15 protein-coding genes are annotated in these 14,216 nt (G+C 72.8%); 8 read left to right on the forward strand and 7 right to left on the reverse strand.

Going from position 1 to position 14,216, the window contains the following annotated elements:
- The first annotated feature begins 70 nt into the window (after window positions 1-70).
- Window positions 71-1,186 carry an ABC transporter ATP-binding protein gene (locus ACIPXC_RS09875; protein ID WP_401615359.1) on the forward strand — a complete coding sequence of 372 codons (1,116 nt, stop codon included), beginning with the start codon at window positions 71-73 and terminating at the stop codon, window positions 1,184-1,186.
- Entirely contained in the window at window positions 1,183-2,019 is an 837-nt protein-coding gene (locus ACIPXC_RS09880; RefSeq protein WP_401615361.1) for an ABC transporter permease, read from the forward strand. The genes ACIPXC_RS09875 and ACIPXC_RS09880 overlap by 4 nt, the downstream gene beginning before the upstream one ends.
- A gap of 14 nt (window positions 2,020-2,033) precedes the next feature.
- Here the strand turns inward: ACIPXC_RS09880 and ACIPXC_RS09885 are convergent, their stop codons facing one another.
- Window positions 2,034-2,360 (reverse strand): hypothetical protein, encoded by a 327-nt coding sequence (locus tag ACIPXC_RS09885; RefSeq protein ID WP_031148297.1) that lies wholly within the window; start codon window positions 2,358-2,360, stop codon window positions 2,034-2,036.
- Window positions 2,361-2,590: 230 nt separating this feature from the next.
- On the opposite strand from ACIPXC_RS09885, the gene ACIPXC_RS09890 reads away from it, so the two are divergent.
- On the forward strand, window positions 2,591-3,622 hold the full coding sequence (locus ACIPXC_RS09890) for an LLM class flavin-dependent oxidoreductase (protein ID WP_401615363.1): 1,032 nt from the start codon (window positions 2,591-2,593) through the stop codon (window positions 3,620-3,622).
- Between the two features lie 22 nt (window positions 3,623-3,644).
- Here the strand turns inward: ACIPXC_RS09890 and ACIPXC_RS09895 are convergent, their stop codons facing one another.
- Entirely contained in the window at window positions 3,645-4,037 is a 393-nt protein-coding gene (locus ACIPXC_RS09895; RefSeq protein WP_030660337.1) for an SCO5389 family protein, read from the reverse strand.
- Between the two features lie 219 nt (window positions 4,038-4,256).
- On the opposite strand from ACIPXC_RS09895, the gene nucS reads away from it, so the two are divergent.
- Entirely contained in the window at window positions 4,257-4,928 is a 672-nt protein-coding gene (nucS, locus tag ACIPXC_RS09900) for an endonuclease NucS (protein ID WP_401615365.1), read from the forward strand.
- Window positions 4,929-4,980: 52 nt separating this feature from the next.
- Here nucS and ACIPXC_RS09905 read toward each other — a convergent pair whose 3' ends face one another.
- From ACIPXC_RS09905 to ACIPXC_RS09915, 3 genes are all read right to left on the reverse strand, one after another.
- Window positions 4,981-7,578, reverse strand: coding sequence for an ATP-binding protein (locus ACIPXC_RS09905; protein WP_401615366.1), 2,598 nt, complete (start codon window positions 7,576-7,578; stop codon window positions 4,981-4,983).
- Window positions 7,579-7,779: 201 nt separating this feature from the next.
- Entirely contained in the window at window positions 7,780-8,103 is a 324-nt protein-coding gene (locus ACIPXC_RS09910) for an STAS domain-containing protein (RefSeq protein ID WP_030386930.1), read from the reverse strand.
- A gap of 172 nt (window positions 8,104-8,275) precedes the next feature.
- Window positions 8,276-9,124, reverse strand: a complete 849-nt coding sequence (locus ACIPXC_RS09915) for a 3-hydroxyacyl-CoA dehydrogenase family protein (protein ID WP_401615368.1) — start codon at window positions 9,122-9,124, stop codon at window positions 8,276-8,278.
- Between the two features lie 384 nt (window positions 9,125-9,508).
- Between ACIPXC_RS09915 and ACIPXC_RS09920 the strand changes: the two genes are divergently transcribed.
- Window positions 9,509-10,081 carry a cob(I)yrinic acid a,c-diamide adenosyltransferase gene (locus tag ACIPXC_RS09920; RefSeq protein ID WP_401615370.1) on the forward strand — a complete coding sequence of 191 codons (573 nt, stop codon included), beginning with the start codon at window positions 9,509-9,511 and terminating at the stop codon, window positions 10,079-10,081.
- 17 nt (window positions 10,082-10,098) lie between these two features.
- On the opposite strand, the gene ACIPXC_RS09925 is transcribed toward ACIPXC_RS09920, so the two are convergent.
- Window positions 10,099-10,671, reverse strand: coding sequence for a hypothetical protein (locus tag ACIPXC_RS09925; protein ID WP_401615372.1), 573 nt, complete (start codon window positions 10,669-10,671; stop codon window positions 10,099-10,101).
- 166 nt (window positions 10,672-10,837) lie between these two features.
- Here ACIPXC_RS09925 and ACIPXC_RS09930 point away from each other — a divergent pair, with 166 nt between their 5' ends.
- Complete coding sequence (locus ACIPXC_RS09930) at window positions 10,838-12,019, forward strand: sensor histidine kinase (RefSeq protein WP_401615564.1); 1,182 nt, start codon at window positions 10,838-10,840, stop codon at window positions 12,017-12,019.
- A gap of 13 nt (window positions 12,020-12,032) precedes the next feature.
- Here ACIPXC_RS09930 and ACIPXC_RS09935 read toward each other — a convergent pair whose 3' ends face one another.
- Complete coding sequence (locus ACIPXC_RS09935) at window positions 12,033-13,274, reverse strand: RNA-guided endonuclease InsQ/TnpB family protein (RefSeq protein WP_401615374.1); 1,242 nt, start codon at window positions 13,272-13,274, stop codon at window positions 12,033-12,035.
- Window positions 13,275-13,303: 29 nt separating this feature from the next.
- Between ACIPXC_RS09935 and ACIPXC_RS09940 the strand changes: the two genes are divergently transcribed.
- Entirely contained in the window at window positions 13,304-13,462 is a 159-nt protein-coding gene (locus tag ACIPXC_RS09940) for an Arc family DNA-binding protein (protein ID WP_079025647.1), read from the forward strand.
- 84 nt (window positions 13,463-13,546) lie between these two features.
- Complete coding sequence (locus ACIPXC_RS09945) at window positions 13,547-14,200, forward strand: response regulator (protein WP_401615376.1); 654 nt, start codon at window positions 13,547-13,549, stop codon at window positions 14,198-14,200.
- Window positions 14,201-14,216 lie beyond the last annotated feature (16 nt).

The following is a 14,216-nucleotide window of genomic DNA, read 5'->3' on the forward strand; positions in this document are numbered from 1 at the left end:
GGAGGATCCTCGTTATCCTCTTAATCCTTACGCGGGCGAGAGTCGTCCCGGCCTGGTAAGGGGCAGCAAGATGATCGAGGCAGTCGGCCTGACCAAGCGCTACGGCGCCAAGACCGCCGTCGACCAGTTGTCCTTCCAGGTCAAGCCGGGTCACGTGACGGGCTTCCTGGGGCCCAACGGCTCCGGGAAGTCCACGACCATGCGCATGATCCTCGGGCTCGACCGGCCCACTTCCGGTCATGTCACGATCAACGGCCTGCCCTTCAGGGAGCTGCCGAACGCCCAGCGGCACGTCGGGGCCCTGCTCGACGCCAAGGCCGTGCACGGCGGCCGCCGGGCCCGTACCCACCTGCTGTCCGTCGCCCAGCTCTCCGGGATCCCGGAGAAGCGGGTGGACGAGGTGCTGGCCGTGGTCGGCCTCCAGGACGCCGCCCGGCAGCGCGCGAAGGGCTTCTCCCTCGGCATGGGCCAGCGCCTCGGCATCGCGACCGCACTGCTCGGCGACCCCCAGGTGCTGCTGTTCGACGAGCCGGTCAACGGGCTCGACCCGGAGGGCATCCTCTGGGTCCGCAACCTCATGCGCCGGCTCGCCGCCGAGGGCCGCACCGTCTTCGTCTCCTCGCACCTGATGAGCGAGATGGCGCTGACCGCCGACCACCTGATCGTCATCGGCCGCGGACGGCTGCTGGCCGACATGGGGACGCAGGAGTTCATCGCGCACAATTCGGCCGGATTCGCTCGGGTGCGGACGGCCGACACCGACCCCGACGGCCGGGCGGTATTGGGCAAGGCCCTGGCCGGGGCGGGCGGCCGGGTCCTCCAGGAGCCCGACGGAGCGCTGCGCGTGACCGGGCTGGAGCTCCCCCGCATCTCGGACCTCGCGCACGCGGCCGGCGTACGGCTGTGGGAGCTGTCCCCGCACCGGGCCTCGCTGGAGGAGGCGTACATGCGGATGACCCAGTCGGCCGTCGAGTACACCTCCACCGAGGACCCGCGGGCCGAGCTGTGGGAGCAGGACCCGCTGGTCCTCCCGGTCTGGGAGGACGAGCCGGCGGCCCCCGAGGTCCCGCAGGCGGGCTTCTTCGCCCCGCCGCCGCCCGGAGCGGGCGGGAAGCCCTTCCTGATGCCCAGCAATCCCGGCGAGCTCGCGAGCACCGCCAAGGACTCCACCGAGGAAGCCCGATGACCCCGAGGACCACGACGCCGGACCAGCCGCGGAGCTACACCTCTCCGCTGCCCTCGCCGCGGCCGCACCTGGGACACGCCCTCGCCTCGGAATGGACCAAGCTGATCTCGATCCGCTCCACCCTGTGGACGCTGGGCTCGCTCGTGGTGACCGTCGTCGGCGTCGGGATGCTCTTCGTCTCGCAGACCACGGACCGGGACTACGAGTCCATCTCCTTCACCACGCCCGCCCTCTTCGGCCTGATGGTCGGCCAGGTCGCGGTGATGGTCCTCGGTGTGCTGACGATCGCCTCGGAGCACGCCACGGGCCTGGTGCGGACCACCTTCACCGCCGCCCCGGACCGCTTCCGCGTGCTCACCGCGAAGTACCTGGTCTTCAGCATCACGGCCTTCGTGGCCACCACACTGTCCGTCTTCGTGGTCGGGATCGCCGCCTCCCTCGTGCACGGCGGCGCGGCCGCCGGTGCGCACACGGCCGACGAGTGGCTGGGCGCCGTGGCCGGCTGTCTCTACGTCACCCTGCTCGGCGTGCTCGCCCTCGCGATCGGCGCCCTGGTGCGGCACTCCGCGGGGGCGATCGCCGTCATGCTCGGCCTGGTCACGCTGCCGCCGGTGCTGGGGGCCATGCTCATCGTCTGGGAGGCCGTCGCCCCCATCGGGCGGGAGATCCTCCAGCGCAACGTGCCCGTCGCGCTGAGCCAGCTGTTCGGCATGGCGGAGGGCGGCGACCTGGGCGCGGCGCCCAGCAACCTCTCCAACGTGCTGATCATCCTGCTGATCACGGGAGCGACCGTGGCCGCCTCGTACGTCGTCGTCGGCCGCCGGGACGTCTAGGGCCGCGCCGGAGGTCAGTACTTCGGCGCGTTGCGGGACCGCTGCACCTTCGTGGTGCGGCGGTCCTTCGCGTTCCAGCATGCCTTGTGCCAGTGCCGCCGGTCGTCCACGCCGCCGTACTCCGGCCACGCCACCAGGTGCGGGGTGCCGGAGGGGATCTCCTGGTCGCAGCCGGGGCAGCGGTAGCGCTTGCCGGCCGCGCTTGCGCCCGCGACGTGTCTGACCTTCCAGTCCTCGCCCTGGTACTCCTCGGTGCGCTCCAGCCCGAAGCGGTCCAGACCGATGCCGGGGCGGTCGTCCGGGTTCTCGCCGCCCCTGGGGCGGTTGTTGCGCGGTGACACGTATACCTCACGGATGGGCCGACGGCAGTGACTTTCTTCCAGACTACGCGCAGCGAGGCCGGGTACCCGCAGGGTGTCCACGGGAGGACGGGCCGACGGCCGGGACTCGCCCGACAATCCCAATAACTTTCCTGTCAGCCCGTGCCTTTGGCACGTGTCAGACGTTGTTGCCATAGGAAGAACCGGTCCACCTGGGGGAGGCCGCGTCAGCCGCGAGGAGGCAGAAGGCGATGCGCGTAGGAGCGTTTGTACTGGCGGCCCAGTTCCCGGGCCAGGGACAGGGCGAGGCACTGCACCGGGCGGTGCGCACCGCGGAGGTGGCCGAGGAGGCCGGGCTCGACTCGGTCTGGCTGGCCGAGCACCACTTCGTCCCGTACGGGGTCTGCCCGTCCGCGGTGACCCTGGCGGGCCTGATGCTGGGCCGGACCCACCGGCTGCGGGTGGGCACGGCGGTGAGCGTGCTGCCGAGCACGCACCCGGTCGCCCTCGGGGAGCAGGCGGCCCTGCTGCACATGGCTTCGGGCGGCCGTTTCACCCTCGGGGTGGGGCGCGGCGGGCCGTGGGTCGACCTGGAGGTCTTCGGGAGCGGCCTGGACGCCTACGAGAACGGCTTCCCGGAGTCCCTGGACCTGCTGCGGCGATGGCTCACCGAGGCGCGGGTGGGCGCCGCCGGCGAGCGGTACTCCTTCCGCGAGGTGGCCGTCGTACCGCGGCCGTCGGAAGCCCTGGACGGCGACGGGTCGGGCCCGGAGGTCATCGTGGCCTGCACCTCGCCGTCGTCGGTGCGGATGGCCGGGCGGCGGGGGCTGCCGATGCTGCTGGGCATGCACTGCGGCGACGAGAACAAGGCCGAGATGGTCGCGCTGTGGCGCAGCACGGCGCTCGCGGCGGGCCACTCCCCCGAGCACGTGGCCGCGGCCGGGCACGTCTCGGCGGGCGTCTGCCAGATCGCGGACAGCGCCGCGGACGCGCGCGAGACCCTGCTGAAGTCCATGCCGGGCTGGCTCCGGCTGGGCCTGGACGCGCACGTGACCGTGGACGGCCGCGTGCGCGCGATGCGGGATCCGGTCGCGTACACGGAACTGCTCTGCGACCTGCACCCGGTGGGCACCCCGGAGCTTGCGGCGGACCGTCTGGCGGCCACCTCCGCGCGCACCGGGATCACTCGCTTCGCCCTCATGACGGAGGGCTCCGGAGACCTCGCCGCGACGGAGGAGAACGTACGACGGCTCGGCGTCGAGGTCCTGCCCCGTCTCGGCTGAGATCTACCGGCTCCGGCCCTGCTCAGCAGTCGCGCAGTTCCGGCGACTGGTTGAGCAGCTGACCGCGGATCGAAGTGAACTTGGCCAGCCGGTCGTCCACCGAGGGATCCAGCGGGAAGACCGCCACCCGGTGGCAGTTCTGGAATGCCAGGCGCACTCCGAAGTGCCGCTGCAGCGCACCACGTATCGCGTCACTCGCGAGTGCGCGCAACAGCTGCCCGCGCGCCTGCTCGTCCGGCGGCGGCGTCTGGTTGTCGGCGAACTGTCCGCCGTCCACCTTCAGCTGGGCCACCAGCGAGCTGATCATCTCCCATGCGTAGGGCAGGGAGGTCCGGACGCAGTCGACGAAAGCGGCTTCGTCGACCTCGCCTCGCTCGGCCTGTTCGAGTAGGGCCGGTGAGACGTCGAGCGACATGGGTTCTCCTCTCGCGACCCCGGCTGACTGGTTGCCGGAGTCTTACGGGCAGGGAAGGAGATCGCGACGCAGAGTGCACGCTCGACGACCTCCCGCTCACCACGGTAGGCGCCCCATGGGTGACGCACCAGGAGAATGCGCATACAACGCGCCATCGGCGAACGGGGCTTTCAGGGGCGAATCGCGTGGAGGGCGGTAGGTCGAGTAGCGTTGCCGACCATGCGTCTCGTGATTGCCCGGTGCTCCGTCGACTATGCGGGTCGGCTCACCGCCCATCTGCCCTCGGCACCCCGTCTGATCCTCGTGAAGGCCGACGGCAGTGTCTCGATCCACGCGGACGACCGGGCGTACAAACCGCTCAACTGGATGTCGCCGCCGTGCACCCTCAAAGAGGGGAGCGGTGACGACGCCGGTGTGTGGACGGTCGTCAACAAGGCGGGCGAGAAGCTCATCATCACCATGGAAGAGGTGCTCCACGACTCCTCCCACGAGCTCGGCACCGACCCGGGTCTCATCAAGGACGGCGTCGAGGCACACCTCCAGGAGCTGCTCGCCGACCGCATCGACACACTGGGCGAGGGCTACACCCTGATCCGGCGTGAATACATGACGGCGATCGGCCCGGTCGACATCCTGTGCCGGGACGCCTCGGGCGCCACGGTGGCCGTGGAGATCAAGCGCCGCGGCGAGATCGACGGTGTGGAGCAGCTGACCCGCTACCTGGAGCTGCTCAACCGCGACCCGCACCTGGCACCGGTCCGGGGCGTCTTCGCCGCGCAGGAGATCAAGCCGCAGGCGAAGGTGCTGGCGACGGACCGCGGGATGGACTGCGTGGTCCTGGACTACGACGCGCTGCGCGGCATCGAGGACGACAAGCTCCGCCTGTTCTGACCGGCCCGGAAGACCAAACGGCTCCGCCCTCGGGGACGGAGCCGTTGTGCGTTCAGGGCCCGGTGACCGGGGAGGTGGCGGTGGCCGTGGCCGTGCCCGTCGCTGTCCCCGTAGCGGTTTCCGTGGGCGTCGGCGCGGCGGTCTCCGTCGGCTGCTGGGTCGGCGCCTGGGAGGTCGTCGGGGACGAAGAGGGCGTCGGAGCCTGGGAGTTGGGGGCCGTCGTGGACGGGCGCCTGGACGGTGTCCGGCCGGGCGTACGGCCCGGGGCCGGGGCCGCGCTCACCCCCGCGGCCGGGACCGTGGCGTCCTGCGAGGGTGCCGTTGCGGGCGGCTCCGGCGCAGGATCGTTCCCTTCGGTCTGCCGGGTGGTGGAGGGCGTCCCCGGGGATGTCGGCGTCGAGGACACGGCCGGCCCCTGCGCGGGCGGCTCGGTGTCCGAGGGGCTCATCGCGAGGCTCACGACGGTGCCCAGCGCCACCACCGTCAGCGCTCCCGCCGCGACCAGCAGCACGCGCCTGCGGCGGCCGGCGTCCCGGCCGGGCGGTGCGGCCGGTGCGGGGGCGGGGGGCCCGTCCTGCTTCGGCGTCAGCGGGAAGGCGTCCTCGAACACCGCCGAGAGCGTCGTGGGCGGCTCCGCGCCCCGGGTCACCGGCACCACCGGGGTCATCCGCGTGAGCGCCTCAGAGGAGACGGGCACGGCCGGGGCGGCGGGGGCCGCGGGCGCCCCGGAGGCCGGCGTCGAGGGCGCGACGGCCGGGACGGTCCGGGCGGCCGGGGCCGGCCGGGCGGCGGAGTCCTCGCGGGCGGCCGGGGCCGCCGGGGTCGCCACGGTCGGCGCCTCGGTCGCCGACTCGGCCGCCGGGGTCGCCACGGTCTCCGCCTCGGTCGCCGACTCGGCCGCCGGGGTCGCCACGGTCACGGCCTCGGAGGCCGCCGAGGGCGTCCCGGGGGCCTCCAGCCGCAGCGGCGGCGACGCCGCCCCCGCGGCCTCCCGGTCCACGACGAGCGCCAGTGCCCGCCGGCCCGCCACGGTGCCCCGCTTGTCGGCCAGCGCGCCCCGCAGCCCGATCGAGGTCTCCAGCTCGGCGCGGGCCCGGTCCAGGCGCCCCTCGCACAGGGCGAGCACCCCGAGTTCGTGGTGGAAGTACGCCTGCTCGGCGACCTCTCCCGCCTTGCGCGCGGCCTCGGCTCCCGAACGCAGCACCCGCTCCCAGGCCTCCCAGTGCAGCGAGGCCGCGAAGGCGGGGGCGGCCGTACGCGCCAGCACGGCCGCGGCCACCACGTCCGCTCCGGCCAGCGCCGCGAGCACGGCGTCCGCCTCCGCCGCCACCCGCTCCGGTACCACCGAGGCGTGTCCGGTCCACCAGGCGTAGTGCCGGGCGGCCGTACGGGCCTCCTCCGACACGGTCTCCCCGTAGCCGACGTCCTCCAGCTGGCGCGCGACGCCGACCGCGAGCCGGTAGCGCGTCCCGACGGGCGTCAGCAGCCCGCAGGCCAGCAGTTCCGCCACTGCCGTGTCGGCGTGGGTGTCCCCCACGAGGGCCGGCAGGTGGGCGTGGTGCGGCAGCTCGCCGCCCAGCGCGCACGCGATCCGCAGGGCCGCGCGCGCCGACTCGCTGACCCGCGAGGCCAGCAGCTCCGCCGGGGCCGCGCCCTCGGCGAGCGTCGGCAGCGGCACCGCACCGCTGTCGCGCGGGCGCTCCTCGAAGACGCCGGGCTCCTCGTCGTCGTCCTCGGCGCCGTGGTTGAGCTCGTCCCGCTGCCGCAGCATCGCGGCGGCCTGTACGAAGCGCAGGGCCAGCCCCTCGGAGGCGAACCGCAGGTCTTCCGCCCAGGCCGTCTCCTCGTCCGTCAGGGGGCGTCCCACGCCCGCCTCCAGCAGGGCCACGCAGTCGGCCCGGCCGAGGCCGGTGAGGAAGACCTCCTCGATGTGGGAGTCGTCGGAGGGGGCCTTGGTGTCGGGGGTGGCCGCCAGCAGGTAGGCGCATTCGGGGGTGGCGCGCAGCAGCTCGTCGAGGGCGCTGCCGCCCATCTCCAGGTCGTCGAGGAGGACGACGGCCCCGATGTCGCGCACGCGGGCGAGGAGCTCGTCTTGTGCGGGGCGTTCCCGCGGGGCCTCGTACACGGCCGCGTGGAGCGCGTGGAGCAGTTCCGCGGGCTGCTGGTGTCCGTACCCGCTGAGGCGGACGACGCCGTCGGGCGCGACGCCCGTGCACCGGGTGGCGACCGCGTCGAGCAGTGCGCTGCGTCCGGATCCGGAAGGCCCGGTCAGGCGTACGGAGCGGCCGCGGCCCAGGAGCCGGACGAGGCGCTCCAGTTCCTGGTCCCGGGCGAGCAGGGGCCGGGCGGATATCGGGGGGCCCGGCAGTGCGGGCGGGCGGGCGGCGGCGTCGCGGGCCGCGCGGGCGGCGGCGTCGCGCCGGGCGGGGCGCCCGCGTTCGGTGCCGGGACGCAGCGTTTCGATCTCGCTGCCGTCGACGGGGTTGACGGTGAGGGTGAAGTCTCCGGCGGTCAGGGTGACCACCCGCGCGGGACCGGCGGGGGCGGGCGCCATCGGCCCGGGGGACGCGGGTGCGCAGGCGGGGGACGGCGACGCGGAACCGCCCGTGGCCTGCTTGCCCTGCCCGTTCTGCCCCTGTGTACGGTCCATGACCCACTCCCCCGATCGCGGGCCGCGCGCCTCGCCGTCGTGCCTCCCGGCCGTCGCGCACCCGCTGTCGCCACTGGTCCGGTTCCGCCCGAACCCTAGACCGTGGCCGGTCGTGCGGGAAACCGCAGGGGCACGATCACCACCGGACCGTTACTTTCCGCAGGAAATGCAGAGGTCAGCGGCTTGCGGATCGGACCTGGGTCAGACGCGGGGCAGGGACTCGGCCTCCAGGCCGCCCTCGATCGCGAGGATCCGGTGCAGCCGGGTCGCCACGAGCAGCCGCTGCATCTGCGGCGGCACCCCGCGCAGGACGAGCCGGCGCCCGGTCCGGCCGGCCCTGCGGTGCGCGCCCATGATCACGCCGAGGCCGGTCGCGTCCCAGGAGTCGAGCCCGGTGAGGTCGAGCACGAGGTCGCCCTGCCCGTCGTCGAGGGCGGTGTGGAGGGCCGTACGGGCGTCCGCCGCGCTGCGCACGTCGAGGCGGCCCCCGACAGCGAGTTCGGCGTGGTCGCCCCTGATGTGCATGTGTACTCCCGGCAGTACTGCGTACGTATGGCAACTGGTCCGTGGTCGGCAACTCTCACTGCAACTGACTGCCGCGCGGGCAGGGAAGTTGCCGACCGTGAGCGAACCGATACCTAATTCACCCTGACGGGTGAAGGCGTTCGAATGATGGCGCTCAGTGGCTGGACCGTTCTCAGTGCTTGTAGAAGCCCTGGCCGCTCTTGCGGCCGAAGTCCCCGGCGTCGACCATGCGGCGCATGAGCTCCGGCGGCGCGAACTTCTCGTCCTGGGACTCGGTGTAGATGTTGCTGGTGGCGTGCAGCAGGATGTCGACGCCCGTGAGGTCGGCGGTGGCCAGCGGCCCCATCGCGTGCCCGAAGCCCAGCTTGCAGGCGATGTCGATGTCCTCGGCGGAGGCCACGCCCGATTCGTACAGCTTGGCGGCCTCGACGACCAGCGCGGAGATCAGACGGGTCGTCACGAAGCCGGCGACGTCGCGGTTGACGACGATGCAGGTCTTGCCGACGGACTCGGCGAACGCGCGGGTGGCGGCCAGGGTCTCGTCGCTGGTCTTGTAGCCGCGTACGAGCTCGCACAGCTGCATCATCGGGACGGGCGAGAAGAAGTGCGCGCCGACGACCCGCTCCGGGCGCTCCGTCACAGCCGCGATCTTGGTGATCGGGATGGCGGAGGTGTTGGAGGCGAGGATGGCGTCCTCGCGCACGATCTTGTCGAGGGCGCGGAAGATCTCGTGCTTGATCTCGATCTTCTCGAAGGCCGCTTCCACCACGATGTCGACGTCGGCGACCGCGTCCAGGTCCGTGGTGGTCGTGATGCGCGCGAGCGCCGACTCGGCGTCCTCGGCCGTCAGCCTGCCCTTGGAGACGAACTTGTCGTACGAGGCCTTGATCCCGTCCGTGCCCCGGGTCAGCGCGGCGTCGGTGACATCGCGCAGCACGACGTCCCATCCCGCCTGAGCGGAGACCTGAGCGATCCCGGAACCCATCAGTCCCGCACCGATGACGGCGAGCTTCCCAGCCACTGCACACCCCTCGTTGTTCTCAAATACGGCACGGCTTCGCAGCCACTCCGGCGGAGACTAGCGCCCGGGCGGTGCGGTGTGACCGTGAAGTAACACGCGTCACGTCTCAGATGACGGACATCACACCGGTACGGCCCAGCAGCCCTGCCCCGCCGCCCAGTTCATGCGACGGGGGTCCCCGCGTACCGTCCGGCCAGTGCGCGCGGCCGGCGCGGCGCCCCGCGCGCGGCGCCCGGACGGCCTCGGCCCCGCCCGCCGCAGGTGGTACGTCGAGGCCACGCGGCCCCTCCGGGTTCCCGGGGGCCTTGCGGCCACGTCGGACCGTACGCGGGCGGTGGCGACCGCACCCGGAACTTCCCCGGCGGGCCCGTCTACCCTGGCCGCATGGTGAACCTCACGCGCATCTACACCCGTACCGGCGACCAGGGCACGACCGCCCTGGGCGACATGAGCCGCACGGCCAAGACCGATCTGCGCATCTCCGCCTACGCCGACGCCAACGAGGCCAACGCGGTCATCGGGACGGCCATCGCGCTGGGCGCGCTGCCCGCGGAGGTCGTGAAGGTCCTGGTCCGGGTGCAGAACGACCTCTTCGACGTCGGCGCGGACCTGTGCACCCCGGTGGTCGAGAACCCGGAGTACCCGCCGCTGCGCGTGGAGCAGTTCTACGTCGACAAGCTGGAGGCCGACTGCGACGTCTTCCTGGAGCAGGTGGAGAAGCTGCGCAGCTTCATCCTGCCCGGCGGCGCCCCCGGGGCGGCCCTGCTGCACCAGGCCTGCACGGTGGTCCGGCGTGCCGAGCGGTCGACGTGGGCGGCGCTGGAGGTGCACGGCGAGACGATGAACCCGCTCACCGCCACCTACCTCAACCGCCTCTCCGACCTCCTGTTCATCCTGGCCCGGGTGGCCAACAAGGAGGTCGGGGACGTGCTGTGGGTGCCGGGCGGCGAGCGGTAGGCCGCCCGGAGCCCCTGTCAGCGGGACTTCACCGGCGAGCGCCGGTCCTCCTCCGCCTCCGCCGGGGCCTTGCTCGGCCACACCGTGTAGGCGACGGCGACGAGGGCGTGGATGCCGACCACGCGCAGGGCGCCGCCCTGCCAGGCCCGCAGCGAGCTGATGTCGCCCGCGTCGCCGACGTACCAGATCGCCGCCTGGAGCAGGACGAGGGCGACGGCGGCGCCGAGGACGGTGCGGGCCCACAGCTTCCATTCGTGGACGGCCCGCGCCCTCCCGTGGCCGGCGCCGGCCGGCTTGGGTCCGCCGGCCAGGCGGTGGGCGGCATGCCCGTCGAGCCACTTGACCGTGTAGTGCCCGAAGGCGACGGTGTAGCCGATGTAGAGCGCGGCGAGACCGTGCTTCCAGTCCGGTTCGGCGCCGTTCTTGAGGTCGATCGTGGTGACGACCAGCAGGATCAGCTCCATCAGCGGCTCGCACAGCAGGACCGCGGCCCCCAGCCGGGGCATCTTCGCGAGGTAGCGAAGGGCCAGCCCTGCGGCCAGCAGGACCCAGAATCCGACCTCGCAGGCGATGATCAGAGCGACGATCACGGGATTCTCCGTCCGCTCGGGTGCGTCGTTCCCCCCAAGCCTCCCGTCCGCCGGCGGCCGATACGTCGTCGCCATTGACCATGTGCGCCTGCATCCTTCGATGTAGCCGCGCCTCGGCCGCTCCGCCGACGTGCGGGGGCCGCGGACCCTGTTGGATGGGAACGTGATCGACGAGAGCCTGCGCCCCCACCGTGACGACGTCCTCCTCGCGGTGGTCAGCGTGACCGCGGGCCTGGCGTTCTGGTCGCTCGGGGTCTACAGCAGCCCCGGGCGCGGCTCCCTGCCGGCCTGGGCGGCCCTGGTGCCCCTCGTGGCGCTCGGCGCGATGGAGCTGCTGCGCCGCACCGCACCGCGGGTGACCCTGACCGTCGGCACCGTCGGGGTGATCGCCGACCAGTTCACCGTCGGCAGCCTGGCCACCGTCATCATCTTCACCGACCTGATGTACGCCGCCGTGGTCTACGGAAAACCGGCCATGGCCCGGCGGCTCCCGGTCACCACCGGACTGATCACCGTTGTGGTCACCGTCGCCTCGCTGGCCTGGCTGCGCACCCCGCAGGCCCTGCTGATCGGCGCGGTCACCGGCATCGTGAGCTTCGCCCCGGCCCTGACCGGCGCCACGCTGCGCAACCACCGCGAGGCCGCCGAGGCCGCCCGGCTGCGCGCCGAGCAGACGGCTCTGCTGGCCGAAATGGACCGCAGTCAGGCCGTGGCCGCCGAGCGCGCCCGGATGGCACGCGAGCTGCACGACATGGTGGCCAACCACCTCTCCGCCATCGCCATCCACTCCACCGCCGCGCTCTCCATCGACACGGCCGAGACCAGCCGTGACGCGCTCGGGGTGATCCGCGAGAACAGCGTGCAGGGGCTGGCCGAGATGCGGCGCCTGATCGGGCTGCTGCGCGATGCCGGCGGCGACCAGGAGCCGGTGGCGGTGCCCTCGCTGGACGGCCTGGACGCCCTGATCGGACAGGCCGGGACCAACGGCTCGGCGAGCGGGCTGACCTTCGTCCTGCACGACGACCGGCCGTCCGGGCGGCCCGCGGCGGCCCCCGTGGAGCTGGCGGCGTACCGGATCGTCCAGGAGTCCCTGACCAACGCCCTCAAGCACGCCGCCCCCGGCACGGTCACGGTCCGCGTGGCGCACGAGGACGGCCTGCTGAGCGTGGTGGTGGACTCGCCCTACGGGGACCGCCCCGGACCCCGCGCGCCCGGTTCGGGCGCCGGGCTGATCGGCATGAGGGAGCGGACGGAACTGCTGGGCGGGGAGTTCACGGCGGGCCTGGCGGGCACCGTCTGGCACGTGCGGGCGATCCTGCCCGCCGAGGAGAAGGCGGTGGAGATTTGACATCCTCCCCGCCCTAAAGGACGGGGATCCCTGGCTCACGTTGGCCGGGGACCAGCGGTCCACCGGCGCTTACACGATCAGCACCAGCCGGGTTGAGACCAGCCCGGACGAGCATCACGCGGGCGGAGTTCTTGTCTCTGGGGGACACGGCTCCGCACGCGGTGCAGGCGTAGGTACGTTCCGAAAGAGGTAGTGCGTGCTTGGTTCTCGCTCCGCACTGCGCGCAGTCCATGGTGGTGTGCGCGGGGTTCACCAGGCGGATGTCCCGCCCGTGTTTGCGGCCCATCTCGATCAGGGCCGTCTTGGTGGCGCCGATCGCGGCGTCGGCTGCTGTGCGGGCCATGGTGGTCCTGGCGAGGAACTTCGGCCGGAAGTCCTCGACGGCGATCACGTCGTGGTCGCGGACGATGCGCCTGGCCCACTTGCGGCCGGTGTCCCGGCGCTGCCGGGCGATCTTCTTGGAGACCTTCGCGGCGGCGGTGCGGGCCTTGCGGTAGCCGGCGGTGTCGGGCCGGTTCTTCGGGGTGGCGCGGCGGGCCATCATCCGCTGGTAGCGGGCCAGCTTCTGCGCGGCGGTCTTCCCGTGCTGCGGGTGGGGGAGGTCGTGGGCGTCGGAGGTGGTGGTGGCGGTCTCGCGGACGCCCCAGTCGATGCCGATGGCCCGGCCGGTAGCGGGCAGCGGCTGCGTCTCGACGGCGACGACGAACGAGGCGTACCAGTGGCCGAGGCTGTCGCGGTAGACGCGGACCGATGTCGGGTCGGCGGGCAGCTCGCGGGACCACACCACGGTCAGCGCAATGCCGCCGGCCAGGTGCAGGCGCCCGTCCTTGAGGCGGAACCCGCGGCGGGTGTAGTTCAGCGACGGCGCGGACTCCCGCTTGCGCTTGATGCGGGGCATCCCGGCGCGCTGCCGCATCGGAAGCCGGGCCTTGATGTCCTTGAGCGCCTTCGCGCGGGACTTGGCGAAGTCCCGGATGATCTGCTGCTGCGGCACCGACGCGCCCTCGCGCAGCCAGGCCATCGCGGTGCGGGCCCCGGTCAGCATCCTGTCGAGCTGCGCCGGGCCGCACGTCGTCTTCTCGCCGGTCTCCCGGTTCGCGGCGTGGACCTTGCGGGACATGGCCACGCACTCGTTCCACACCCACCGGCAGCGCGCCCACTCGGCTTCCAGACCGGCCCGCGCGGTGGACGACACACGCAGGCGGTAGGTGTACCGGGCGTGCCCGGTCTCCTCCGCCAGTCGCGGTGTCGCCATGGTGTCACCCTAGCACTACGATCAAGGGCATGGACCATGAATCACGCATCACGCTGCGCCTCCCCGCCGACCTCCACGCATGGCTGGTCGCCCAGGCGAAGGCCGCCCACCGGTCACTCAACTCCGAGATCGTCCACCGGCTTGAGGGCGAGCGCGCCGCCACCCGGGATCACGCCGAATCGCCCTGACGGCGATTCGGCTTTCCCTGCCCTGCTCCGCAGGAGTCCGATTCCTCCCCGGCCTGAAGGCCAGGGCATCCTCGGAGGAACCCTGTGACCATCCGGGTGGTGGTGGCCGAGGACCAGGCCGCGGTGCGGGCCGGGCTGGTGCTCATCCTGCGCAGCGCGGGCGACATCGAGGTGGCGGGCGAGGCGGCCGACGGTGAGGAGGCGGTGCGCCTGGCCCGCGAGCTGCGGCCGGATCTCGTCCTCATGGACGTGCAGATGCCCCGGCTCGACGGGGTGTCCGCGACCCGCCGGGTCGTCGAGGACGGCCTGGCGGACGTACTGGTGCTGACCACCTTCGACCTCGACGAGTACGTCTTCGGGGCGCTGCGGGCGGGCGCCGCGGGCTTCCTGCTGAAGAACGCGGACGCGGCCGAGCTGATCGAGGCGGTACGGACCGTCGCGCGGGGGGAGGGGCTGATCGCCCCGGCGGTGACCCGGCGGCTGATCGCCGAGTTCGCCGCGCCCCGCCCGGCGCGTACCGCCGCGGCACCCGAGCGGGCGGCGGCGGTCGCCTCGCTCACCCGGCGGGAGCGGGAGGTGCTGGGCGCCTTGGGCGAGGGTCTGTCGAACGCGGAGATCGCCGAACGTCTGGGCATGGCGGAGGCGACGGCGAAGACGCACGTCAGCCGCCTGCTGGGCAAGCTGGAACTGCGCAGCAGACTCCAAGCTGCGGTCCTGGCACAGGAGTTGGGGATCTGACGGCTGCGGGCGGCAC

Origin of the sequence: Streptomyces sp. NPDC090021 (assembly GCF_044748225.1) — a bacterium.
In the GTDB taxonomy this organism is placed as follows: domain Bacteria; phylum Actinomycetota; class Actinomycetes; order Streptomycetales; family Streptomycetaceae; genus Streptomyces.

Excerpts from the sequence above, each read along its gene's own strand:
- ACIPXC_RS09935 (WP_401615374.1), bottom strand. The coding sequence starts at position 13,274 with ATGGCGACACCGCGACTGGCGGAGGAGACCGGGCACGCCCGGTACACC.
- ACIPXC_RS09875 (WP_401615359.1), top strand. The coding sequence starts at position 71 with ATGATCGAGGCAGTCGGCCTGACCAAGCGCTACGGCGCCAAGACCGCC.
- ACIPXC_RS09880 (WP_401615361.1), top strand. The coding sequence starts at position 1,183 with ATGACCCCGAGGACCACGACGCCGGACCAGCCGCGGAGCTACACCTCT.
- ACIPXC_RS09890 (WP_401615363.1), top strand. The coding sequence starts at position 2,591 with ATGCGCGTAGGAGCGTTTGTACTGGCGGCCCAGTTCCCGGGCCAGGGA.
- ACIPXC_RS09940 (WP_079025647.1), top strand. The coding sequence starts at position 13,304 with ATGGACCATGAATCACGCATCACGCTGCGCCTCCCCGCCGACCTCCAC.
- ACIPXC_RS09910 (WP_030386930.1), bottom strand. The coding sequence starts at position 8,103 with ATGCACATCAGGGGCGACCACGCCGAACTCGCTGTCGGGGGCCGCCTC.
- nucS (WP_401615365.1), top strand. The coding sequence starts at position 4,257 with ATGCGTCTCGTGATTGCCCGGTGCTCCGTCGACTATGCGGGTCGGCTC.
- ACIPXC_RS09920 (WP_401615370.1), top strand. The coding sequence starts at position 9,509 with ATGGTGAACCTCACGCGCATCTACACCCGTACCGGCGACCAGGGCACG.
- ACIPXC_RS09905 (WP_401615366.1), bottom strand. The coding sequence starts at position 7,578 with ATGGACCGTACACAGGGGCAGAACGGGCAGGGCAAGCAGGCCACGGGC.
- ACIPXC_RS09895 (WP_030660337.1), bottom strand. The coding sequence starts at position 4,037 with ATGTCGCTCGACGTCTCACCGGCCCTACTCGAACAGGCCGAGCGAGGC.